Below are 22,175 nucleotides of genomic sequence, written 5' to 3'. Positions count from 1 at the left end.
GCGGCAAGCGCCCCGGCACGACCGCGCTCCCGTCCCAGAGCAGACGGAGGCGCCGCCCCGAGAGGTCCCGAACTGTGAGTTGGGCGCCTAGCGCTCCGACTCGAACGCGCTCCGCCCGGGACCGGGAACCCCTGAAGCTCTCAGACCGTGAGTTCGGCGGCGAGGCGCTCGACGCGGATGCGGATCTCGTCGCGGATGGGGCGGACGGCTTCGACGCCCTGCCCGGCGGGGTCGTCGAGCCGCCAGTCGAGGTAGCGCTTGCCGGGGAAGACGGGGCAGGTGTCGCCGCACCCCATGGTGATGACGACGTCGGAGGCATGGACGGCGTCGACGGTGAGGACCTTGGGCATCTCGGCGGAGATGTCGATGCCTTCTTCTGCCATGGCCTGGACGACGGCGGGGTTGACCCGGTCGGCGGGCTCGGACCCGGCAGAGCGGACCTCGACGCGGTCACCCGCGAGGTGGGTCAGGTAGGCGGCGGCCATCTGGGAGCGGCCGGCGTTATGGACGCAGACGAACAACACGCTGGGCTTGCCGGTCATCGTTTACCTCGCAGATCGGAAGTCGTGCACAGCTCGGACGCGACGGCCCCAGCGTCCCTGGCCACCGAAAGACTCCTACGACGTCGCGAACGCCCGTCCGGCTCGCGGCGACGCCCGGCAGGCAGGCGACGGTCCGAAAGGCAGCGCAGCTCCAGCCGGTCGGCGCCGCGAACCACCAACGGCATCACCACAGACCTCATCACGTTCAGCCGCCGGCTCGTTCGTCGTCACCGGAGCGACCGTGCGCCCGCCCGGTCGCGAACCCCAGCCCCCCGGGAGCACCGATGCCGATGGTGACCGGCTGAGGCTCCGGGCTGCCACAACAGGAGCCGCCTCTCTCCCCATCGGAACCCTCCGGAACACCAACCCGGACGGGCCCGGCGCCACAGGAGGCACCACCATCCCCCTCAGCGGCGCCGGGGAGCTGGTCCTCGGTGACCAGCGTGGTGGAGCAGACGCCGGTCTCGGGCAGGTCGAGTTCGACGGCGTCGGCGGCGGCGCGGTCTCCCGCCAGCGCGGCCACGACGGAGCGGACCTGCTCGTATCCGGTGGCCATCAGAAAGGTCGGGGCCCGGCCATAGCTCTTCATACCGACCAGATAGAAGCCGGGCTCGGGGTGGGCGAGGTCGCGTTCGCCGTGCGGCGGCACGGTGCCGCAGGAGTGGAAGTTGGGGTCGATCATCGGGGCGAGCCGGACGGGCGCCTCGGTGGCGGGATCGAGCTCGAGGCGCACCTCGCGGAGCATGTCGAGGTCGGGCCGGAACCCGGTGGCCGCGACCACGGTCTCGGCCTCAATGACGCGGTCGCCGTCCGGCGTGTCGCCGAGCACTCGGACGGGGCCGGCGGCGGGGCCCCCGTCGGGGACGTCGAAGCCCGTGATGGTGAAGGTCCGCACCAGTTCGATCTCCCCGCCCTCGACGGCGGCCTTGAGGCGGGTGCCGAGCGCACCGCGCGCCGGGAGGCCGTCCGCGTCGCCACCCCCGTAGAGGCGGGCGACCGAGGAACCGCGCACCGCCCAGGTGATGCGGGTGCCGGGCGCCGTCCTGGCGAGTTCCGCCAGGGAGAGCAGGGTGTTGGCGGCCGAGTGGCCCATGCCGACGACCAGGGTGGCGCGTCCGGCGAAGCGGTCGCGATCGCGGCCAAGCACATCGGGCAGCGGCCCGGCCAGGTAGGGGGCAGCCCGATCCTCGCCGGGGGCGGGCAGCCCGGAGTGGCCGAGCGGGTTGCCGTGCCCCCACGTGCCCGACGCGTCGATGACGGCGCGAGCGTGCAGGTCGGTGACGGCGCCGTCCGGGCCGACGGTCCGGATGAGCAGCGGATGCTCGTTACGGCCGACGGTGCGGGTGACGTCCACGCCGCTCCGGGCGACCGCGACCACGCGGGTGCCGGTGCGGATCCGCCCCGCGAACTGGGGCACTCCTGCCAGCGGGAGGAGGTAGTCCCGGACGAGTTCGGCGCCGGTCGGCAGGGCGTCCGGGGCGGGCAGGGCCCAACCGGTGGGCTCCAGCAGGCGGCGGGCGGCGGCGTCGGTGTCGTACCGCCAAGGCGAGAACAGCCGGACGTGCCCCCACTCGGACATCGCCGCGCCGATGGTGTCACCGGCCTCGAGGACGACGAAGTCCAGGCCACGCTCGGCCAGGTGCGCCGCGGCGGCCAAGCCGACCGGTCCCGCTCCGATGACCGCCACCGGAAGGTCGCCGACGTCAGGGCGGTCGTCAAGGCAGCCGCAGCCGGCCTGGGCCTGGGCCTGGCTGACCTCCGGCCCCTCGGACCGCTCGACGCCGCAACACCTGCTGACGCCGCAGCAACCCGCCCCGGCGGACTGCTCCGCACTCTCGCTCATACGCTCTACCCTCGTTGTTTAGATGCCCTTCTAAGCAGTGCCAGTTTGCGTCTCTGCGTAGATGGATGTCAAATTAGATGCATGTCTAATCTCTGGGGCCTGGGCGACCCCTCGAACCCGGGATGCTGCGCGCCGCTGAGCGAACCCGCCCTCAGCGAGGCAGAGTCGGTCGAGCTGGCCGGCGTCTTCAAGGCGCTCTCGGACCCGGTCCGGCTGCGGCTGCTGAACATGATCGCTTCCGCCGAGGGCGGCGAGGCGTGCGTGTGCGACCTGACCGGCTCCTTCGAGCTGACCGCGCCGACCATCTCCCATCATCTGAAGGTGCTGCGCCAGGCGGGCCTGATCGACGGTGAGCGGCGCGGCACGTGGGTCTACTACCGCGCGATCCGCGAACCCCTGACCCGCCTGGCGGGCCTTTTCACCCTCCCGACCCCGACCATGGCCATGTCATCTCGGCCAGCAGCCAGGTGAGGGGACGCGGTCACGGCCTTGCTGCTGCTGAGCGTCGAGCAACAAGCCGCGATCTTCGGCCCCCGCTGGAACCCGGACTGGCCCGCCCAGGCCCGCCGGCGCTACGGAGGCACGAGGCAATGGCTGCAGTACGCCGAACGCTCGGCCGCTCGCGGCCCGGCGGAATGGCAGGCCATCGCCCACGCCGTGACCGGCCTCGAATGCGCCCTCGGGGATGCGATGGATGCCGGCGTCACACCCGGTAGCCCGGAAGCGGACCAACTCGTCGAGCGGCACCGCGAAGTCTTCGCTTCGTACTTCCCCCTCACCAGGCAGATGCAGGTCTGTCTCGGCCGCATGTTCGAGGCGGATCCGGAATTCGCCGCCCATTACGACGGCATCCGCGCCGGGCTTGCCACATGGTTCCGTCGAATCATCGACGCCGACGCCCGCGCCCACGGCATCGACCCCGACACCACGACCTGGGAGTAGGACACGGCCCCCGACACCGAGACGTAAAGCGCGACCGCGACCTCGAAGTAGGACACCAGCCCAACGCCAACACGCATACACCAACCGCGACCTGAAAGTGGGTCCACCGTCCCCCGAACCCAGCACGCATCGCGCGACCGCGAATCGGAGGGAAAGCACGGGCCCGACGCCAACACCCATAGGACGACCGCGCCCCGAAAGTCGGGCACTGGCCCTGCGCCAAGACGCATACGCCAACCGCGACCTGAAAGTAGGCCACCGACCCCGAACCCCGCACGCATCGCGCGACCGCGACGCGGACGTGAAGCGCGAGCCCGACCCCAACATCCAAGGACGACCGCGACCCGAAAGTAGGGCAACGGCCCTGGAAGCGGCTCGCGTAGGGCGTCCGGCGCAGTCACGAACCGACGATGTTTGCACCGCCGCCCCTGCCCCCCGGGGCCACTCCGGCACGGGTGTCGCCGGGCGTCCCCGGAGGCCGTTCGACGGTCGGCCGACCGCGACCGAGTCCATGACCAGGTACGGCTAGCAGGCTTTTCGGCGGTGGACAGGGGGTGCGGGGGGCATGCGCATGCGCAGTCTGGAAGGCGGGATGCCCGCGTTGATCACCTCGCGGAGGATGACGGCCATGGAGTAGGCGGGGTCGGTGTCCAGGGCGCGTTCCAGGGCGACGTTGGCCAGACCGCCGTCGCCGGCCGAGTAGGCGGCGAAGGCCAGCAGGGACGCGGGCGCCGGGACGAGGGCGGGGTCGACGCGGCGGACGATGTCGCGCCAGAAGGCGATGTCTGCGGCCAGGGCGTCCTCGTCGAGGCGGAGCCAGGTCTCGTCGCGGAGGCGCAGGTCGGCGAGGAGGAGGCCGAGCCAGGCGACCTCGTCATCGGTGGGGCGGGTGCCGGAGCGAGCACGGGCAAGCAGGGCGAGGACGAAGGCAAGGTCGTCTTCAGGGGGCGAGGACGGGCGGGTGAGGTAACGGGTCTCGGCGCGTTCGGTGGCGCGGGTCATGGCGGCGCGGGCAGGGCCGTCGATGGGCTGGACGGAGGCGACCAACTCGGCACGGTCGGCCAGGGCCACGTGGCCGGCGTAGGTGGCCTCGGCGGCGACGGTGCTGGCGGAGATGTCGTACGGGGTGCCTTCGGGCGGGCAGCAGGGTTCGGCGCAGGTGAGCGACCACCAGCGCCCGTCCGCGACACGGACGGCCTCGGCGACGGGGACGCCCGCGGAAGACAGGGCCGCGCGCATGGATTCGGCTGCCTGCTTCACCTCGTCAGCGGGGCCGTAGCCGAGGAGGAGCGAGCGGGTGAACCCATTGCCGGCCAGGACGACCGCCACGCGCTCGGCCGCCAAGCGATCGGCCGCCACCTGGGCGGCTACCAGACGATCGGCCGCACCCGGTTCGGCCGCCGGACGGTCGGTGGTGAGGTAGTCGACCACCAGGCAATCGTCAGCGTCCGAGGCGTCCGCCGCGCGTCCGGTCGCCGGGCGGTCGTCCGCCGTACGGTCGGCGGCCCACGAGTCGGCGGCCAGGCGGTCGGACGGTGCACGGTCCGTTGCCGAAGGGCCGGTGGCCACACGGTGGGACGGTGCACGGTCGGCGGCGTTAGGGGCAGCCGCCACGCGGTCGGCCGCCAATTGGTCGGCCGCCAATTGGTCGGCGGCCACGTGGTCGGACGGCGGACGGGCGGCGGTATCAGGGGCAGCCGCTACGTGGCCGGTCGCTGAATGAGCGGCGGGCTCGCGGGCGACTGGCGGGCGGTCGGTCGCCGGACGGATGGTTCTCGGGCGAGCGGTGGCCTTGTGGTCGACCGCCGGAGTGTTGCGGCCATCAGTGGCGGACGGGGCGTCGTCGGGGGTCGGACGAGTGGCGGGGGCGCGGTCGGGCGCCAGGGTGTCGGTGGCGGCAGAGGCGGGGGCCGCGGGGGCGGCGGGGCTGGGGGACGGTAAGTCGAGGCGGATCGCGCATGTGCCTCGGGATCGGCCCTCGAAGCCGATCACTACGAGGCTGCGGGCCGGGTGGAAGCCGAGGAGGTAGGGGACGGCCGCGATGGCGTCCAGGGGGCTGCGGATCACCAGGGATGTCATGCACCGAGGCTCGCAGGGGCGGTGGAGGCGCCGCGACGGCTTCGAGAACTGTGGATAACTCCGGTCCGTTCGAGGCGGTCGTGCGGGACGGGACGCGGGTGTCGGCCGCGGGCGGTAGCGTTGGGCGACGTGCCCGCCCCTGATCTGCTGACCGGCAGCGAGACCCAGATTCCGGACATGGCGACCCTCCTCGCCGCGGCCGTCACGTCCGTCGGGGGCGCCGAGCGCCCCGGGCAGGTGGCGATGGCCCAAGCGGTGGAGAAGGCGATCGAGTCCGGGGAGCACGTCGCCGCGCAGGCGGGCACGGGCACGGGCAAGTCGCTCGCCTATCTCGTCCCCGCGATCCGCCACGCCGTCGAGAAGAAGACCACCGTGGTCGTGTCCACGGCGACGATCGCGTTGCAGCGGCAGCTCGTCGACCGCGACCTGCCTCGGCTCGCGGAGGCGCTCGGGCCGCTCCTCGGAACCGAGCTGAAGTTCGCGATCCTCAAGGGGCGCCGCAACTACCTGTGCCTGCACCGGGTGCAGACGGGCGCGCCCGAGGAGGAGGACGGCGGGCCGAGCCTGTTCGACCCGCAGCAGCTGTCCTCGCTCGGGCGGCAGGTGAAGCGGCTGAACGAGTGGGCCGAGGAGACCAAGGCCGGCGACCGCGACGAGCTGGTGCCGGGGGTGAGCGAGCAGGCGTGGCGGCAGGTCGCCGTGACGGCGAAGGAGTGTCTGGGCGCGCAGCGGTGCCCGCACGGCAGCGAGTGCTTCGCCGAGCTGGCGCGGGCGGAGGCCGGAGAGGCCCACATCGTCGTCACCAACCACGCGCTGCTGGCCATCGACGCTCTGGAGGAGTTCCAGGTCCTGCCCGAGCACGACGTGGTGATCGTGGACGAGGCACACGAGCTCGTCGACCGCGTCACTTCGGTCGCGACCGGCGACTTGAGCGCGGCCAGTGTGGAGATGGCCGCGCGGCGTTGCGGCCGCCTCACCGAGGAGCACCTCGCCGACCGGCTCAAGGAAGCCGCCGAAGGTCTCGGCCTCCTGCTGGAGGAAATGCCCGCGGGCCGTATGGACGTCCTGTCGCCCGCCCTGGGCAACACCCTCGCGTCGGTACGGGACGCCGCTCACGCCTGCATCACCGCGCTCGGGCCAGAGAAGAAGGACTCCGACCCCGGCGACATGGCCGCGCGCAAGGCGGCGCGGTCCTCGCTTGAGGATCTGCACGACACGGCCGTGCGGCTTCTGGAGGCGTTCCAGCCCGAGATAGCCCAGCGCTTCGACGTGGTGTGGCTGGAGAAGCCGTTCGTCCAGGAGGGGCGCCCGAAACGGCCGCCGGCGCTGCACGTGGCGCCGATCGGGGTCGGAGGGCTGCTGCGCACGACGCTGTTCGAGCAGCGCACCGCGGTCCTGACGTCGGCGACGCTCACGCTGGGCGGGTCGTTCGAGCCGCTCGCCCGCCAGTGGGGCCTGCCGCCGCTCGACGAGGGCGGCTCGCGGGACGCCAAGACCGCCGCCGAGGGCCTCGCGCGGACCGCGACGGAGAAGGGCGAGGAGACCGAGGTCGTCTGGTCGGGGCTCGACGTCGGCTCGCCGTTCGACCACCCGAAGGCGGGCATCCTCTACGTCGCGCGGCACCTGCCGCAGCCGGGGCGGGACGGTCTCGCCGACGCCTACCTGACCGAGATCACCGAGCTGATCGAGGCGGCGGGCGGGCGGACGCTCGGCCTGTTCTCCTCGATGCGCGCCGCGCGCCAGGCCGCCGACGAGCTGAAGGACCACCTGTCCCACCCGCTGCTGTGCCAGGGCGAGGACTCCACCTCCCTGCTGGTGAAGCAGTTCGCCGAGGACGAGCGGACCTGCCTGTTCGGCACCCTGTCCCTGTGGCAGGGCGTGGACGTCCCCGGGCCTTCGCTGCAGCTCGTCATCATGGACCGCATCCCGTTCCCACGTCCGGACGACCCGGTCTCGTCGGCGCGGTCCCGGGCCGTCGCGGCGCGCGGCGGCAACGGGTTCATGGCGGTGGCGGCGACGCACGCGGCGCTGCTGCTCGCGCAGGGCGCGGGCCGGCTGCTGCGGTCGATGGACGACCGCGGCGTGGTCGCCGTCCTCGACCCGAGGCTCGCCACCGCCCGCTACGGCGGCTTCCTCAAGAACTCGCTGCCGCCGTTCTGGGCGACCACCGATCCGGCCGTCGTCCGCGGCGCCCTCCGCCGTCTCGACGCCGCCGCGACCAGCCCCGAAGACACGACGCAGTCCTGACCGCGCGGGTTGGGTCAGGGGTGGTAGGAGGAGAGGAATTCGCCGATTCGGCTCACGGCGTCCTCCAGGTCGTCGGCGTACTGGAGGGTGACGATGCGGAGGTGGTCGGTGGTCGGCCAGTTGAAGCCCGTCCCCTGGACGACCAGGAGCTTCTGCTGCTCCAGCAGGTCGAGGGCGAAGCGCATGTCGTCCTCGATCGGGTACGTCTCCGGGTCCAGGCGCGGGAAGACGTACAGGGCGCCCTGCGGCTTGACGCAGCTGACCCCCGGCAGGTCGTTCAGCAGTTTCCAGGCGCGGTCGCGCTGCTCGCCGAGGCGGCCGGTCGGCAGGACGAGGTCGTCGATGCTCTGGTAGCCGCCGAGCGCGGCCTGGATGGCGTGCTGCCCCGGGACGTTCGGGCAGAGCCGCATGTTGGCGAGGATGTCGAGGCCCTCGATGTAGGACTCGGCGTGCTCCTTCGGTCCGGACAGCACCACCCATCCCGAGCGGAACCCGGCGACGCGGTAGTTCTTGGACAGGCCACCGAAGGTGAGGCACAGCAGGTCGGGGGCCAGGGACGCGATCGGGACGTGCTCGGCGTCGTCGTAGAGGATCCGGTCGTAGATCTCGTCCGCGAAGATGATCAGGTTCCGGCGGCGGGCGACCTCCACGATGCGCGACAGCACCTCGCGCGAGTAGACGGCCCCGGTCGGGTTGTTCGGATTGATGATCACCAGCGCCCGGGTGCGGTCGCCGATCTTGGACTCGATGTCGTCCAGGCTCGGCTGCCACCCGTCGTCCTCGTCGCACAGGTAGTGGACGGGCGTGCCGCCGCACAGCGACACCGACGCCGTCCACAGCGGGTAGTCGGGCGCCGGGATGAGCACCTCGTCGCCGTCGTTGAGCAGCGCCTGCAGCGTCATGACGATGAGCTCGGAGACGCCGTTGCCGAGGTAGACGTCCTCGACGTCGACGCCGGCGACCCCGTTGTCCTCGAAGGCCTGCACGATGGCGCGGCGTGCGGGCAGGATGCCCTTGGAGTCGCTGTAGCCGTGCGCCTCCGGCAGGTTGCGGATCATGTCCTGGAGGAGTTCGGGCGGGGCCTCGAACCCGAACGGGGCCGGGTTGCCGATGTGCAGCTTGAGGATCTTGTTCCCCTCGTTCTCCAGCTGCTTGGCGCGCTTGAGGACCGGCCCCCGGATGTCGTAACAGACGTTGGTCAGCTTGCCCGACTGGTTGACCTGCATGGAGTCACCATAACCGCGCCCCGCCGGCGACGCGCGGCCCACCCCGCGACCGGCCCGAAAGCCCCGCCCCCGGCCGCGGGGCCGGGGACGGGAACGGGCCGGTCACGCCGCTGACACCGCCGCCAGGACGGGCAGCCGCGCCGCGCGCCGGGCGGGGCGGATCGAGGCGAGGGCCCCGGCGACCGCGCCGACCACGGCGATGACCGCGATCTGCACGGGCGGCGGCGCGAACGGGTTGCCGAGGGCGGTGCCGAGGCCCCAGCCGAGGAACACCCCGAGCCCGACGCCGCCGCCGGTGCCGAACAGCGCGACGATGACCGACTCCCAGCGCACCATCGACCGGATCTGCGGGCGTGTCGCGCCGACCGCGCGCAGCAGGCCGAGCTCGCGGGTCCGCTCGTGGACGGCGAGCGACAGCGTGTTGGCGATGCCGAGCAGCGCGATGACGATGGCCAGGATGAGCATCCCGTAGACGACGCCGATGAAGCTGGCCATGTCCTCGGTCTGCGCGGCGACGAACTCGTCCCGCGACTCCACCTCGGGCGCCCCGTAGGGCTTGGCCAGGGCCGCGAGGGCCTGCCGGGCGGACGCGACCGACGCGCCGGGCCTGAGCTCGACGAACGCCCTGGTGTCGAGCGGCTGCCTGGTGTGCGCGTTCCACACCGACCGCGGCACGAGGTAGTCCCCCGTCAGGTCGGTGTTCCCATAGACGGCCCCCACGGTGAGCTTCTGCGACGCACCGTCCGCGAACGTCACGCCCACCGCGTTACCAACGCGCCAGCCGTTGTCGTCCGCGGCCTTCTTCGAGACGGCGAACGTACCGGCGTCGTTGAGGCCGCCTTGCGCGACGTCCAGGTCGAGGACGCGCCGCAGACTGGACGGGTCGGCCACGCTGACGGTGGACGGCTTGCCGTTCACCCGCATGCTGCCCGTGCCCATTCCCGCGACGTCGCTCACCTGCGGCAGCTTCGCGGCCTCCTGCACGAGCGAGGTGGCGAACCCTCCGGTCTCGTTGGTTCCGGCGTCCACGACGATCGGGCCCTTGAACGACCCGGCTACACCGTCCTCCAGGGACGCGCGCAGCGACCCGAGGAAGACCGTCATGAGCGTGACGACCCCGACGCCGATCATCAGCGCGGTCGCCGCCCCGGCCGTGCGGGCCGGGCTGCGGGAGGCGTTGTCGCGGGCGAGCGTCCCGGGCACGCCGCGCAGCCGGGCCGCGGGCCCGCCGACCAGCGCCGCGACCGGACGGGCCGCGACGGGGCCGAGCACGACCATCGACACCACGGTCACCACCGCGCCCGCGCCGGCCATCGCCATCTGCTCGGTGACCGCGCCGAAAACGACGGTGCCGGCCGCCACCGCCGCGAACACGGCGCCGACGATCAGGCGGGTCTCCGTCGGGCGCGAGGACTCGGCGGCGACCTCGCGCAGCGCGGCCAGCGGCGGCACCCGCGACGCCTTCAGCGCCGGGCCGAGCGCGGCGACCAGGGTGACCAGAAGCCCGACCGGTACCGCGATCATGACCGAGGTGGCGGCGACGGTGAGTCCCTCCATCTCGATCCCGATGCGGAACCGCGCGAACAGCTCCCGGAGCAGGGCGGCGAACCCGATCCCGCCGGCGAGCCCGGCCAGGGTCGCGGCGCCGCCGACCACCAGCGCCTCGAAGCCGACGATCGTGACGACCTGGCGGCGCCCGGCGCCGAGCGCGCGCAGCAGGGCCGACTCGCGGGTCCGCTGCGCCATCGTGATCGCGAACGTGTTGTGGATGCTGAACGCGGCGACCAGCAGCGCCACCCCGCCGAACGCGGCCAGGACGGTCCGGAACACGCGCAGGAAGCCGTTCTCGACGAGGCTCATGCCCTCCTCGACCTGCGCCTTCTTCGACAGGGCCTGCACCCCGGCGGGAAGCACCGCCCGCACCCGGGACGCCAGCTCGCCCTGGTCGACGCCGCCGCGCGCGCGGATCGAGACGCCGCTGATGCGGTCGGCGCCCTTCGCGACGTGCAGGCGGGCGCCCTCGAGGGAGAACGCCGTGAACGGACGTCTCGCCGAAGGCCTCCTCGTCGCCGAACATGCTGATGCCGACGACGGTCACGGGGACCTTCTCCGGCGTGAGGACCGCCGTCCGGTCGCCGACCCTCAGGCGGCCCTGGTCGGCGAACATCTTGTCGATGACGACCTCGTCGGGCGCGCGGGGCGCCCGCCCTTCGGCGAGCCGGTAGGGGTTGAGCTTCGGGTCGGTCTTCCAGTTGCCCGCCATCCGAGGGCCGCGCGACTGGATCACCGTGCCGTCCTTGGCGAGCAGCTGTCCCGACCCCTCGATGGTCGGCTCGGCGTTGGCGACCCCCTTGACCTGACTCACTTTCTCCAGGACGGAGGCGTCGATCTGCCCGCGCGCGCCCCACGGCGCGTCGCTCACCCTGGTCGCGTTCCGGACCACCACGTCCGTGTCGCCGTAGGCGCTGGAGACGTACCCGTCGATGCTCGCCGCGAGCGTGTCGCCGAGGACGAGCGTCCCGGTCAGGAACGTGACGCCGAGGAAGACCGCCACCAGGGAGCCCGCCATGCGGCGCTTGCGTCCCCACAGCTCCTTGAACACGAGCCCGATCATCGGGGGTCCCCCAGCCCTCGCATGCGGTCCAGCACCCGGTCGGGCGTGGGCGCGTCCATGACGTCGACGACCCGGCCGTCGGCGAGGAACACCACCGCGTCGGCGTGCCCGGCGGCGACCGGGTCGTGGGTGACCATCGCCACGGTCTGGCCGAGGTGGTCCACGGCGTCGCGGAGGAGCCCCAGCACCTCGGCGCCGGTGCGCGAGTCGAGGTTGCCGGTCGGCTCGTCCGCGAACACGATCTGGGGGCGCGTGACCAGGGCGCGCGCCAGCGCCACCCGCTGCTGCTGCCCGCCCGACATCTCGGACGGACGGTGTGAAAGCCGGTCCCCGAGCTTCAGCACGCGCACGACCGTGTCCAGCCACTCCCGGTCCGGGCCCGCCCCCGCGAGGGTCAGCGGCAGGAGGATGTTGTCGCGCGCCGTGAGTGTGGGGAGCAGGTTGAACGCCTGGAACACGAACCCGATCCGCTCCCGCCTGAGCCGGGTCAGGCGGCGGTCCGACAGCGCGCCGAGTTCCTGGTCGCCGACGTAGACCTTGCCGGACGTCGCGTCCTCCAGTCCCGCGACGCAGTGCATGAGGGTGGACTTCCCGGCCCCGGACGGCCCCATGATCGCGGTGAAGCGCCGCTCGGGGAACTCCACGCTGACGTCGTCGAGTGCCCGCACCGCCATGGCACCGGACCCGTACACCTTGGTGAGGCCGACCGTGCGGGCGCCGCCCGCGGCGGTGCCCTCGTCCATCGATCGTCTTGCTTCCGCTGCGTTTCCCATGTCCGGGATCGTGGCCCCGCGCCATGGGGCACGTCGTCGGGCCAGAAGAGGCACTGCGCATGCTCCCAGAGGAGGCCGCGGGAACGCCCGGCTACGTCAGGCGCGGTACGCGGCGGGAGTTCTCGTGCCGCCGCACCAAGAGATCCGGCCTGCGGTCAGGTCGCGAGCGTGTCGATGACCCAGTGGTTCGTCCGCAGGGCCCGCCCCGCGAAGACGATCTCCCGCTCCTCGGCGAACCTGAAGCCGAGCGAGCGGCAGATCCCGTTCGAGGGGGCGTTCGTCACGCCGGGGAACGCGTGCACCAGCCCCCAGCGGCCGTCCTCGCGGGCCATGTCCAGCAGCGTCCCGACCGCACGTCTGCCGAGGCCGCGCCCCTGGAACCCGGTCAGCACCATCCAGCCGATCTCCGACAGCTGCTCACCGTCCACCTCGTGCCTCCACAGCGACACGGTTCCGGCCACCTCACCGGGCATGTCCTCGCCGGGGACGATCATCTTGATCCAGGCGGCTCCCGACGCGGCGTCCCGGACGTCGCCGCGGACCTTCTCCTCGATCCCCTCGCGAGGCTGCGGGCCGCCGAGTTCGGCCATCATGACCGGATCGCACCGCATCCCCACATAGGCATCGACGTCGCCGAGTTCGACATCCCGTAGGTACACCCCTGACTCCTGCCCGCACGGTCCGATGGCGGGCCGGGGACAACCTCCCGGTCCGCCGGAGAACCCACACGGTACGCGGTGATCAATAAGACTCGACGTCCAATTGTGATGCGGGCAACATACATGCAGGCTTGATTGCATGTATGTCGCGCTCGTACCTTCTGAGGCGTGTCAGTAAGCAGCCGCAGACGTCACCGGCACGGGTCCTCCGGTCGCCGGACGCAGGAGGAGCGCCGGTCGCGCACGCAGGCCAGGCTCCTGGAGGCCACCACGGAGTGCCTGGTCGACCTCGGCTGGTCCGGGACGTCCACCACGGAGGTGGCGCGCCGCGCCGGCGTCTCGCGCGGGGCTCAGCAGCACCACTACCCGACCAAGATGGTCCTCGTCGCAGCGGCGCTGGAGCACCTGCTGGAGGCGCAGCGCCTGGCCTACGAGACGGCCTTCGCGGTGCTGCCGGCCGAGCGGCGGAACGTCTCGGGCGCGCTCGACCTGCTCTGGGAGGTGTTCCGCGGCCGTCCGGCCAAGGCCCTCATGGAGCTGGCGGTGGCGGCTCGCACCGACGACGAGCTCCGGCCGCTGTGCCGCGACCTGAACGAGCGGATCCTCCAGGTGATCACGGAGACGTTCGAGCGGCTCTTCCCCGACAACACCCTTTCCCCCGACTTCGTCTCGACGACGCTGCGCACGCTGTTCGCCATGTTCGTCGGGCTGTCGATCCAGAACGCGCTGGACGACGACGCCGAGGGCCACCAGGCCGCGGTGCTGCGCCAGGTCAAGGACGTCGCGCAGCTGATCGTCCCCGAGCGGGGCACGGCGGAGGCCCGGTCCCGCACCGGCCCCTAGCCCCGACCCGTCCCACACCGGCCCCGGCCGGCCGCACCGCCCCGAGGGAGCGTCCCCAATGCCGAAAGCCCCCACCGAACTCGCCGACGAGGTCCGCGAGCAGGTCCAGGACAAGAAGTCGTACCTCGGCGTCATCGACCGCCTGAACAAGGCCTCGGTCGACAAGCACTGGGAGGCCTACGCCGACATCCCCTGGGACGACCCCGAGTTCCTCGTCGACGAGAACGACCCGCGCTGGGTGCTGCCGCCGTTCGACCGGCTCGGGGAGACGGCCTGGTACCAGTCGCAGCCGCCGGAGATCAAGTCGCAGATCGGCCTGTGGCGGGTCGCGACCGCGATGAAGATCGGGCTCCAGTTCGAGAACCTGCTCAAGCGCGGGCTGCTCAACTACGCCTACCGGCTGCCGAACGGCCGGCCGGAGTTCCGGTACGTCTACCACGAGACGACCGAGGAATGTCACCACGGGATGATGTTCCAGGAGTTCGTCAACCGGACGAAGATGCCGATCCGCGGCATGCCGCGCTCGCTCAGCCTCATCGCGCAGGCGGCCCCGTGGATCCCGCTGGTCAGCACCGAGATGTTCTTCGTCTTCGTGCTCGGCGGCGAGGACCCGATCGACTACGTCCAGCGCAAATCCCTCAAGGGCGGGCACATCAAGCACCCCCTGGAGGAGACCATCATGAAGATCCACATCGCGGAGGAGGCCCGGCACATCTCGTTCGCCCGGCACTACCTGAAGCACCGGGTCCCGAACATGCCCAAGGCGCGCCGCCGGATCCTCGGCCTGGCGACGCCCGTCGTCCTCGGCGTGATGGCGCGGATCATGCTGTCCCCGCCCGGTCCGATGGTGCGGCACTTCGGCATCCCGAAGGACGTCGTCCGCGCGGCCTACAAGAACGAGGCCGCGCAGGCGGAGATGTCCAACTCGGTCGGCAAGATCCGCGACCTGATGGCCGAGCTCGGCGTGATCACCCCGGTGAACAAGCGGGTCTGGAAGGCCTTCGGCATCTGGGACGAGCCCAAGCAGCGCCGCGCCGTCGCGCCGGCCAGGGCCGCCTGAGCGCCGCCGGCGGTCCGGGCGGCCTCCGGATCGGGCTCCGGGACGAGTCCGCGGCCTCGAGTTTGTCGCCCGGCTGAGTACCGGTGCCCCGCGCCACCGCCTAGAATCCTCGCAATTAAACACGAAATCCAATTAACCGGAGGGATCCGGGCTCTCCCGGGCCCGGGTCCGCCGTTCATCGAGCGGAGCGCGCAATGAGCATCGCGATCGTGACCGGAGGAGCGTCCGGCATCGGCCGTGCGATCGCCACGTCCCTGGTGGCGCGCGGCGACACCGTCGTGGTCACCGACATCAACGCCGAGGGCGCCGCACAGGTCGCCGACAAGCTGAACACCCTCGGCAAGGGCAAGGCGCTCTCCGCGGCCCTCGACGTCACCGACGCCGACGCCGTCGCCGACCTCTACCAGGGCGTCAAGGCCGACCACGGACGGCTCGACCTGGTGTTCAACAACGCGGGCATCGCGGTCGGCGGGCTGGCCGAGGAGCTCACCCTCGACCACTGGAACCGCGCCATCGACATCAACCTCAAGGGCGTCGTGCACGGGGTCCACGCCGCCTACCCGATCATGCTGGAGCAGGGCGGCGGCCACATCGTCAACACCGCCTCGCTCGCCGGGCTCGTCCCGATGCCGATCGGCATCCCCTACACCGCGACCAAGCACGCCGTCGTCGGCCTCTCCCTCGGCCTGCGCGCCGAGGCCGCCGGGCGCGGGGTCAAGGTCAGCGTGGTCTGCCCGAGCTTCGTGGACACCCCGCTGCTGCACAACGTCAACCCGGACCTGCCGGAGACCCCGCTGAGCGGCGACGCCACCGGCGACATCGCCAAGGCGTCCCCGCGCCTCTACACGGCCGAGAAGCTCGCCCGCGACATCATGCGCGGCGTCGCCAAGAACCAGGCCCTCATCGTCGCCCCCACGCACGGCCGCCTCGCCTGGCGCGGCGTCCGCCTCAGCCCGGGAGGCGCCGTCCGCGTCGCCCAGATCGCCGTCAACCGCATCCGCGCCTCCAAGTAGGACGGGTCCCCCGGCGCGGCGCGCATAGGCTGGGCGGCGTGGAGCGCATCCTGGTCAGTTCGTGCCTCGCCGGGCGGCCCGTCCGCTACGACGGCGCGGCCAAACCTGTGGCGGGCGGCCTCTTCGAACGCTGGCGCGCCGAGGGCCGCCTTGTCCCCTTCTGCCCGGAGGTGTCGGGCGGTCTGCCCGTGCCGCGCCCGCCCGCCGAGATCGTCGGCGGCGACGGCGGCGACGTCCTCGACGGCACCGCCCGCATCCTCACCGGCGGCGGCGCCGACGTCACCGGGGAGTTCCTCCGCGGCGCCCGCCTGGCCCTGGAGGCCGCGCGGCGCTCCAGTGCCCGGCTCGCGCTGCTCAAGGAGGGCAGCCCGTCGTGCGGCGGCCACCGCGTCTACGACGGCACGTTCAGCGGCACGCCGGTCCCCGGCTCGGGCGTGACGACCGCGCTCCTGCGCCGCTCCGGCATCCAGGTCTTCAGCGAGGACGAACTGGACGCGCTGCGGGCCCGCCTGACCGAACTGGAGCCCTGAGCGCCGGCGACGCCCTCTGCCTCAGGCCATGAAACGGGCGACCTGCTCCTGGGTCAGGGCCGGGACGGGCAGCGGCCGCGCGGCGTCGGCGCGCAGCCCGTCGAGGAAGAACCCGAGGCAGCGCCGCCAGGCGTCGGGTGCGACGTCCGCGGACTCCCGGATGACCTGCGACATCGCCCACATCAGCGGCACGACGTCCTGCGGATCGAAGTCGGCGCGCAGGTCGCCGGACTCCTTGGCGCGGTCCGTGATCGTGCCCAGCTGCGCGAACCCCCGCCGGCAGGCGGCATTCAGCTCGGGGGCGTGCGGGAAGCGCCGGGCGAGCGCGTCATTGAGCCCGCGGTCCTCGGCCTGCAAGGCGAACAGCCCCTCGATGAAGCCGACGAACCCCTTCCAGGGATCGGGGTCGGCGAGGGAGCGCTCGACGATCTCGTCAAGGGCCGCCAGGCGGGCGGGGAAGATGGCGTCGACGAGGTTCTCGCGCGCCGGGAAGTGGTTGTAGAGCGTGCCGATGCTCACTCCCGCGCGCCGCGCCACCTCCTCCAGCGGCGCGTCGAGCCCGCGCGCGCCGAACACGGCCGCGCCGGCGGCCACCAGTCTGTCGCGGTTGCGCGCGGCGTCCGCCCGAGGCGGCCTGTTCTTCCCGGCCATGCCACCATCGTACGAAGTTGAGGATGGCCTCAAGTTTCATGCTAACTTGAGGGCACTCTCAACTTATTGGAGGTCCGCATGTCCCCCACCACCGTCGTCGTCGGGGCCGGGCCGGGGCTCGGCATGTCCGTCGCGCACCGCTTCGGCCGCGAAGGCCACAAGATCGTGCTCATCTCCAGGAACCGGACGCGCCACCCCGGCTACGTCGCGGCGCTGGAGGCCGCGGGGGTCGAGGCGACCGCGCACGCGGTGGACGTCCGCGACCGCGACGCGCTGCTCGCCGCGCTGGACGCGATCGGCGGCATCGACGTCGTCTACTACGGCCCTGGAGCCGCGGACCTCGACTCCCGGCCCGCGCCCATCACCGCCACCGACGTGCCAGCCGCGCAGGACGCCATGGGCTGGGTGTACTCCGCGATCGAGGTGGTGGGCGCCGTCCTTCCCGGCATGCTGGAGCGCGGCGGCGGCGGGCTGCTGTTCGCGGGCGGTCTCAGCTCGGTCGTCCCGATGCCCGTCCTCGGCAGTCTCGCGATCTCGTCGGCCGCCCTGCGCAACTACGCGCTGACGCTCAACGCGGCCCTGGCCGACAAGGGGATCTACGCCGGCACGCTGACGATCGGCGGCCTCGTCGAGCGGGGCGACATCCACCGGATGCTGACGTCCCAGCAGGACGGCACGGGTGGCCTCACCGTAGGCACCCTCGACCCCGACACCATCGCCGACACCGCCTGGGCCCTCTACACCGGGCGCGACCGTCCCGAAGCGGTCTTCAACGCCTTGGCGTGAGCTCAGGCTCATCCTCTCCGGCGAGTCCCGCGAGCAGGCGCAGTGCCGCGGCCGAAGGGGTGCCCGGGGACGCGGTGAACACGGCCATGCGCTGGCCCTCGTCGTTGGAGAGCTCCATGATCTCGTTGTTCAGCGTCATGGCCCCGACCAGCGGATGCCGGAACTCGCGCGTGAACCGGACGGCGCAGTCCTGGACCGGATGCGCCGCCCACAGGGCCGCGAACTCGGGACTGTGCACGGTGAGCTCACCGATGAGGCCGGTCAGGACCGCGTCGTGGGGACGTCTGACGGCGGCCATTCGCACGTCCGCGACCGTGTCCCGGGCCTTGGTCCGCCAGTCGGCGTACAGCTCGCGCGTGTGCGGGTCCAGGAAGACGAGGCGGGCGATGTTGGGGCGCCCACCGGGCTGCTCGGGCGCCTCGAACGGCAGGTGCCCGGCCAGCAGCGCATGGGCGGCGCGGTTCCAGGCGAGCACGTCGTAGCGGCAGCCCATGACCACTGCGGGGGTGTCGCCGAACGCGTCGAGCATGACCCGGACGGCGGGCCGCAGCCGCTCCGGTCGCGGCCGCCGGGGCGTTCCCGTCCTGAGCCGGGCGAGGCTCCGCAGGTGGGCGTGCTCCGTCTCGTCCAGCCGCAGCACGCGGGCGATCGCGTCGAGGACGGCCTCCGAGGCATTGGAGCTCTGCCCCTGCTCCAGCCGCGTGTAATACCCGGCGCTCACCCCCGCGAGCTGCGCCAGTTCCTCGCGGCGCAACCCTGGCACGCGCCGCCGCCCGCCGTAGTCGGGCAGGCCGAGGTCTTCGGGCCGCAGCCGCGCGCGGCGCGTGCGCAGGAACTCGCCGAGTTCGGACCGCTGCCGCTCCATGGCACCCAGCATGCCCGTCACAACCCTTCGTTGCCTGCACCTGACAGGTATAGGCACCGCAGGGGTGTCCTCAGCGGGGGGCTGGGTGAGCCTCGCGGTCCACCGCAGGGTGGTCCGTGCCGGGACACCGTCATCTCCCCGGCACGGACACAACGCGGAGGCGAACATGACGGACGACCCGATCCGGCACGCGGACCCCAGCGCACTCGGCCGCCGCGGCCGGCTGATCCTGATCACCCTTTGCGGCGCCACCTTCATGACGGGACTGGACTATTCCGTCGTGACCGTGGCCCTGCCGGAGATAGGACGCGACCTGGGCTTCGCGAGCCCCAGTTCGCTGCAGTGGGTCGCGACCGCCTGCCTGCTGCCGACGGCGAGCCTGCTCCCCCTGTTCGGACGCGTCTCCGACATGGTCGGCCGCCGGCGGCTGTTCCGCGTGGGGGTCGCCCTGTTCGGGGCCTGGTCCCTGACGGCGGCGCTGGCCACCGGCCCCGCGCTGCTGATCGCCGCCCGCGCGGGCCAGGGCGCGTCCGCCGCGATGATCACCCCGACCGCCATCGCGCTGCTGACGGCCGCGTTCCCCGAAGGGCCACGCCGGACGAAGGCGCTGGGCGTCAACGGCGCGGTGCTCTCGCTGGGATTCGTGGTCGGCACCCTGGGCGGCGGCGTCATCACCAGCGGCCTGAACTGGCGCTGGACCATGCTGCTCCTGGCCGCCATCAGCGCCCTGGTGCTGCTCGGCACGACCACTGTGCCGCGCGGAACCGGGCCCCGGACGCCGGCCCGGCTGGACGTCCCCGGCGCGGTACTGGCGGGCATCGGCCTCTTCGCTCTGGTCTACGGCATCTCGACGGGTGCCGGCGCGGGGTGGGAGAGTCCGCCGACGCTGGGCTCCCTCCTGGTGGCCGCGCTCTCCCTCGCCGCGTTCCTCCGGACGGAGCGGCGGCATCCGACTCCCCTGATCCCGCTGGACCTGCTGAACAGGCCGACAGTGAAATGCAGCGGCCTCGTCGGATTCGTCACCCTCGGCATGTGCGGCGGCACAACGGTTCTCCTCGGCCTCTACATGCAGGACGTCCTCGGCTACTCGGCGCTGGCCACCGGCGCCGGCTTCCTGGCAGAGGGCATCGCGGCCCTCGTCGCGGGAGTGCTGGCCGCCCGGCTCATCACAGCGCTCGGCAGGGTGCGCACCATGAGCCTCGGCCTGGCCGTGCAGGGCCTCGCCACCGGCGCGATGGTCCTCCTGCCCGCGCACGACGGCCGCATGCTCCTGCTCGTCACGTCCGGCGCCATGGGCTTCGGTCACGTCTTGGCAGTCGTCTCGTTCCTCACCACCATGACTTCCGGAGTCCGCGAGCAGGAACAGGGCACCGTGGCCGTCCTGTCGCAACTGCCACAGTTCCTCGGGGGCATCGGCACGGCCGGCCTGGCCGCCATCGTGACGGTCCGTACCGATGTGCAGGCCTCCTCGACGGATCCAGGCCACGCGCTACTCGACGGTCTGCATGCGGCCACCCTCACGGCCGGCCTCATCTGCCTCGTCACCGCCGCGCTCCCCGTACTCCTTCTGCGAACGGCCCCGCCGGACGGCTCGAGCCAGCGGGCCAGGGGCAGAGCACGCGGCCCGGTAAGGCCGAGGATCGAAGAGGATGCGGGGCCGTGAAGCGGCACCGCGGAATGCCTGTAATACCTGCTCCTGACCCGATTTGACCAGCAAGCGGCGGCTTGCCTAACGTCGGGTATGTGGGAGACGTATTCAAGGCCCTGGCCGACCCCACGCGGCGCACGATCCTCGACGAGCTGACCGACCGGAACGGCCAGACGCTCTTCGAGATCTGCTCCCGCCTGACGAGCAAGTACGACCTCGGCTCGTCACGGCAGGCGATCTCGCATCACCTCGACGTCCTCGAGGCCGCCGGACTCGTCGTGACCACCCGCGAGGGCCGGTACAAGTTCCACTACATCAACACCCGCCCGCTGGAACCGATCGTCGAGCGGTGGCTCAGGAGACCCCAGACGGGCCCCCGGGCATCCCTGACCGCGGGCCTGCGACGGGCGCCGACTTAAGACGTGGAGGCGGGCTGACCGGCATCCAGGTGATGCGGGCGGCGGTCCGCGGCCCCATGCCATCCCGTCGTCCCGAGGTCAGTCTCGGCGCATCTCCTGCCACATGGCGCGGGTCATCTCGTACTCGACCTCGCCGAGGTGCGTGTCCGGAAGCGGATCGTCGAACTGCGGGTAGTACGTGCGCACGTACCGCATGCCGATGGCCCGCATCACCGCTATGGATCCGGCGTTGGCGGCCATGGTCTGCGCGATCACACGGCTCTGCCCGACCGTGTCGAAGGCGTGCCGCAGGAGGGCGCGGGACGCTTCACTGGCCAGGCCCTGCCGCCAATACCGGCGGACGAGCCGGTACCCCAGATCGCAGATGGTGGGATCGTCCGGCTGATCGGGACCGTGCGCGGGCGGCAGCATCATGAGCCCGACGAACTCACCTTCCTCTCCTCCTCCGGAGAGGTGGGCCATCCAGAAGCCCAGCCCGTCCACCCTGCCCGCCGCGTCCATCCGCCGCCGATGGGTTGCGACCACCTCGTCCCTGCTCGGCGTCCTCGCGTCGAGATAGCGCAGCACCTCGAGGTCGGAGTCGAGGTGGACCTCCAGGTCGAGATGCCGATCGGCCAGCGGTACCAGCAGCAGACGCTCGGTGCGCAAGATCGGTTGAGGCATGCGGCAACCGTCGCACGCCGGCCTCGGTGAAGCGATCGATTTCCCGGCCGTGTCCGGTGGATCACGTTGCGATCCAGAGCAGTACGCCGGCCAGGGGGCCGCCTCGTCAGCCCTCGGCTCGGGTGTGCTCGGCCGCCTTCAGTGCCTCGACGAGCGCCGTCCACTGATCGGGGCGGACGACCAGTACGGGGCCGGCCGGCGCCTTGCTGTCCCTGATCCCGACGGCGGACCGTAGGCCCGCGACCTCGACGCAGTTGCCCGACCCGTTGCTCCGGGAGCTCTTGCGCCACGCAACGCGATCACGAACCGCACGCCTCATCGGACCTCCCTCACGCGTACGAAGCTCTCTACCCGCCTCGCCCGGCTCTTTGAGGGACGTTCCGGATGTGGTCACCCCGCGCCCCGCGCGGTGACGTCCAGGGCGGGAGGCCGGAGGTACTCCGGCCCGCGTTCGCAACGGAGGCGCAGGATGACATGGTCGAGCACGCCGACACCCGCGGACCACACCCCTTGCCGGACGCGCTCCCTGCCGGACCGCACTACTTGCCAGGCTGAGCTCCAGAACTAAGCTGCGCCGCAAACCCGCCGAACCGCAGACCGCGCGCCTGGCCCCTTACCGGGCGGGCCACATGCCGGACCGCACCTTCGCAGGCTGAGCTCCAGCACCAAACTGCGCCACACACCCGCCCGACCGCAGACCGCGCCAGGCCCCTTGCCGGACCGCGCTACCCGCCGGACCGCACCTTTGTACCCGGCAGAGCCCAGTACCAGG

Annotated in this window: 21 protein-coding genes and 1 pseudogene; 10 read left to right on the top strand and 12 right to left on the bottom strand. The window is 72.1% G+C overall.

The features are described from left to right. Positions 1-140: 140 nt before the first annotated feature. Both FKD65_RS35355 and FKD65_RS35350 read right to left on the bottom strand, forming a co-directional pair. Entirely contained in the window at positions 141-542 is a 402-nt protein-coding gene (locus FKD65_RS35355; protein ID WP_141583037.1) for an arsenate reductase ArsC, read from the bottom strand. A gap of 205 nt (positions 543-747) precedes the next feature. Then, complete coding sequence (locus tag FKD65_RS35350; protein ID WP_141583035.1) at positions 748-2,385, bottom strand: FAD-dependent oxidoreductase; 1,638 nt, start codon at positions 2,383-2,385, stop codon at positions 748-750. An 81-nt stretch (positions 2,386-2,466) separates the two neighbouring features. Between FKD65_RS35350 and FKD65_RS35345 the strand changes: the two genes are divergently transcribed. Beyond that, a complete protein-coding gene (locus FKD65_RS35345) occupies positions 2,467-2,856 on the top strand; it encodes a helix-turn-helix transcriptional regulator (RefSeq protein ID WP_141583033.1) in 390 nt (129 codons plus the stop codon). 18 nt (positions 2,857-2,874) lie between these two features. After that, on the top strand, positions 2,875-3,327 hold the full coding sequence (locus FKD65_RS35340) for a TipAS antibiotic-recognition domain-containing protein (RefSeq protein WP_205718353.1): 453 nt from the start codon (positions 2,875-2,877) through the stop codon (positions 3,325-3,327). Positions 3,328-3,852: 525 nt separating this feature from the next. On the opposite strand, the gene FKD65_RS35335 is transcribed toward FKD65_RS35340, so the two are convergent. Next, positions 3,853-5,406: a DUF4192 domain-containing protein gene (locus FKD65_RS35335; protein ID WP_141583031.1), complete on the bottom strand. Its 1,554-nt coding sequence runs from the start codon at positions 5,404-5,406 to the stop codon at positions 3,853-3,855. Between the two features lie 177 nt (positions 5,407-5,583). Between FKD65_RS35335 and FKD65_RS35330 the strand changes: the two genes are divergently transcribed. Further along, on the top strand, positions 5,584-7,653 hold the full coding sequence (locus FKD65_RS35330; protein WP_205718956.1) for an ATP-dependent DNA helicase: 2,070 nt from the start codon (positions 5,584-5,586) through the stop codon (positions 7,651-7,653). Between the two features lie 14 nt (positions 7,654-7,667). Here FKD65_RS35330 and FKD65_RS35325 read toward each other — a convergent pair whose 3' ends face one another. The 5 genes and pseudogenes from FKD65_RS35325 to FKD65_RS35305 all read right to left on the bottom strand — a co-directional run bounded on the left by FKD65_RS35325 (position 7,668) and on the right by FKD65_RS35305 (position 12,925). Then, complete coding sequence (locus FKD65_RS35325) at positions 7,668-8,879, bottom strand: pyridoxal phosphate-dependent aminotransferase (RefSeq protein ID WP_141583029.1); 1,212 nt, start codon at positions 8,877-8,879, stop codon at positions 7,668-7,670. A gap of 102 nt (positions 8,880-8,981) precedes the next feature. Beyond that, positions 8,982-10,793: an ABC transporter permease gene (locus FKD65_RS35320; RefSeq protein WP_141583026.1), complete on the bottom strand. Its 1,812-nt coding sequence runs from the start codon at positions 10,791-10,793 to the stop codon at positions 8,982-8,984. Positions 10,794-10,962: 169 nt separating this feature from the next. Further along, positions 10,963-11,448: pseudogene (locus tag FKD65_RS46725) on the bottom strand (ABC transporter permease); the annotation flags it as partial. A 41-nt stretch (positions 11,449-11,489) separates the two neighbouring features. Continuing rightward, positions 11,490-12,236 carry an ABC transporter ATP-binding protein gene (locus FKD65_RS35310; RefSeq protein ID WP_141587280.1) on the bottom strand — a complete coding sequence of 249 codons (747 nt, stop codon included), beginning with the start codon at positions 12,234-12,236 and terminating at the stop codon, positions 11,490-11,492. 185 nt (positions 12,237-12,421) lie between these two features. Then, a complete protein-coding gene (locus FKD65_RS35305; RefSeq protein WP_141583024.1) occupies positions 12,422-12,925 on the bottom strand; it encodes a GNAT family N-acetyltransferase in 504 nt (167 codons plus the stop codon). Positions 12,926-13,093: 168 nt separating this feature from the next. Here FKD65_RS35305 and FKD65_RS35300 point away from each other — a divergent pair, with 168 nt between their 5' ends. The 4 genes from FKD65_RS35300 (at position 13,094) to FKD65_RS35285 (ending at position 16,371) form a co-directional block, all read left to right on the top strand. Then, positions 13,094-13,768 (top strand): TetR/AcrR family transcriptional regulator, encoded by a 675-nt coding sequence (locus FKD65_RS35300; protein ID WP_141583022.1) that lies wholly within the window; start codon positions 13,094-13,096, stop codon positions 13,766-13,768. Positions 13,769-13,826: 58 nt separating this feature from the next. Then, entirely contained in the window at positions 13,827-14,828 is a 1,002-nt protein-coding gene (locus FKD65_RS35295; protein ID WP_141583019.1) for a diiron oxygenase, read from the top strand. A gap of 194 nt (positions 14,829-15,022) precedes the next feature. Beyond that, the gene (locus tag FKD65_RS35290) at positions 15,023-15,841 is read left to right on the top strand and encodes an SDR family oxidoreductase (protein ID WP_141583017.1); all 819 of its coding nucleotides are present in this window, start codon (positions 15,023-15,025) and stop codon (positions 15,839-15,841) included. A 38-nt stretch (positions 15,842-15,879) separates the two neighbouring features. Next, positions 15,880-16,371, top strand: a complete 492-nt coding sequence (locus FKD65_RS35285) for a DUF523 domain-containing protein (protein ID WP_141583015.1) — start codon at positions 15,880-15,882, stop codon at positions 16,369-16,371. 21 nt (positions 16,372-16,392) lie between these two features. Here the strand turns inward: FKD65_RS35285 and FKD65_RS35280 are convergent, their stop codons facing one another. Further along, positions 16,393-17,022 (bottom strand): TetR/AcrR family transcriptional regulator, encoded by a 630-nt coding sequence (locus tag FKD65_RS35280; RefSeq protein WP_141583012.1) that lies wholly within the window; start codon positions 17,020-17,022, stop codon positions 16,393-16,395. A gap of 78 nt (positions 17,023-17,100) precedes the next feature. Between FKD65_RS35280 and FKD65_RS35275 the strand changes: the two genes are divergently transcribed. Beyond that, complete coding sequence (locus FKD65_RS35275) at positions 17,101-17,808, top strand: SDR family oxidoreductase (RefSeq protein WP_141583010.1); 708 nt, start codon at positions 17,101-17,103, stop codon at positions 17,806-17,808. On the opposite strand, the gene FKD65_RS35270 is transcribed toward FKD65_RS35275, so the two are convergent. Beyond that, the gene (locus FKD65_RS35270) at positions 17,792-18,673 is read right to left on the bottom strand and encodes a helix-turn-helix transcriptional regulator (RefSeq protein ID WP_141583008.1); all 882 of its coding nucleotides are present in this window, start codon (positions 18,671-18,673) and stop codon (positions 17,792-17,794) included. The genes FKD65_RS35275 and FKD65_RS35270 overlap by 17 nt on opposite strands. 166 nt (positions 18,674-18,839) lie before the next feature. Between FKD65_RS35270 and FKD65_RS35265 the strand changes: the two genes are divergently transcribed. Then, entirely contained in the window at positions 18,840-20,336 is a 1,497-nt protein-coding gene (locus FKD65_RS35265) for an MFS transporter (RefSeq protein WP_141583006.1), read from the top strand. A gap of 80 nt (positions 20,337-20,416) precedes the next feature. Further along, positions 20,417-20,740, top strand: a complete 324-nt coding sequence (locus FKD65_RS35260; protein WP_141583004.1) for a helix-turn-helix transcriptional regulator — start codon at positions 20,417-20,419, stop codon at positions 20,738-20,740. Between the two features lie 78 nt (positions 20,741-20,818). Here the strand turns inward: FKD65_RS35260 and FKD65_RS35255 are convergent, their stop codons facing one another. Next, positions 20,819-21,403: a GNAT family N-acetyltransferase gene (locus tag FKD65_RS35255; protein WP_141583002.1), complete on the bottom strand. Its 585-nt coding sequence runs from the start codon at positions 21,401-21,403 to the stop codon at positions 20,819-20,821. Positions 21,404-21,509: 106 nt separating this feature from the next. Further along, positions 21,510-21,722, bottom strand: a complete 213-nt coding sequence (locus FKD65_RS35250) for a DUF397 domain-containing protein (protein ID WP_141582999.1) — start codon at positions 21,720-21,722, stop codon at positions 21,510-21,512. Positions 21,723-22,175 lie beyond the last annotated feature (453 nt).

Source organism: Actinomadura sp. WMMA1423 (genome assembly GCF_006547145.1).
Lineage (GTDB): Bacteria > Actinomycetota > Actinomycetes > Streptosporangiales > Streptosporangiaceae > Spirillospora.
Note: the sequence above shows the minus strand (reverse complement) of the source record. Positions and strands in the feature narration are given on the sequence as shown.

Excerpts from the sequence above, each read along its gene's own strand:
- FKD65_RS35355 (WP_141583037.1), bottom strand. The coding sequence starts at position 542 with ATGACCGGCAAGCCCAGCGTGTTGTTCGTCTGCGTCCATAACGCCGGC.
- FKD65_RS35350 (WP_141583035.1), bottom strand. The coding sequence starts at position 2,385 with ATGAGCGAGAGTGCGGAGCAGTCCGCCGGGGCGGGTTGCTGCGGCGTC.
- FKD65_RS35345 (WP_141583033.1), top strand. The coding sequence starts at position 2,467 with ATGTCTAATCTCTGGGGCCTGGGCGACCCCTCGAACCCGGGATGCTGC.
- FKD65_RS35335 (WP_141583031.1), bottom strand. The coding sequence starts at position 5,406 with ATGACATCCCTGGTGATCCGCAGCCCCCTGGACGCCATCGCGGCCGTC.
- FKD65_RS35330 (WP_205718956.1), top strand. The coding sequence starts at position 5,584 with ATGGCGACCCTCCTCGCCGCGGCCGTCACGTCCGTCGGGGGCGCCGAG.
- FKD65_RS35325 (WP_141583029.1), bottom strand. The coding sequence starts at position 8,879 with ATGCAGGTCAACCAGTCGGGCAAGCTGACCAACGTCTGTTACGACATC.
- FKD65_RS35310 (WP_141587280.1), bottom strand. The coding sequence starts at position 12,236 with ATGGACGAGGGCACCGCCGCGGGCGGCGCCCGCACGGTCGGCCTCACC.
- FKD65_RS35295 (WP_141583019.1), top strand. The coding sequence starts at position 13,827 with ATGCCGAAAGCCCCCACCGAACTCGCCGACGAGGTCCGCGAGCAGGTC.
- FKD65_RS35290 (WP_141583017.1), top strand. The coding sequence starts at position 15,023 with ATGAGCATCGCGATCGTGACCGGAGGAGCGTCCGGCATCGGCCGTGCG.
- FKD65_RS35280 (WP_141583012.1), bottom strand. The coding sequence starts at position 17,022 with ATGGCCGGGAAGAACAGGCCGCCTCGGGCGGACGCCGCGCGCAACCGC.
- FKD65_RS35275 (WP_141583010.1), top strand. The coding sequence starts at position 17,101 with ATGTCCCCCACCACCGTCGTCGTCGGGGCCGGGCCGGGGCTCGGCATG.
- FKD65_RS35270 (WP_141583008.1), bottom strand. The coding sequence starts at position 18,673 with ATGGAGCGGCAGCGGTCCGAACTCGGCGAGTTCCTGCGCACGCGCCGC.
- FKD65_RS35265 (WP_141583006.1), top strand. The coding sequence starts at position 18,840 with ATGACGGACGACCCGATCCGGCACGCGGACCCCAGCGCACTCGGCCGC.
- FKD65_RS35255 (WP_141583002.1), bottom strand. The coding sequence starts at position 21,403 with ATGCCTCAACCGATCTTGCGCACCGAGCGTCTGCTGCTGGTACCGCTG.
- FKD65_RS35250 (WP_141582999.1), bottom strand. The coding sequence starts at position 21,722 with ATGAGGCGTGCGGTTCGTGATCGCGTTGCGTGGCGCAAGAGCTCCCGG.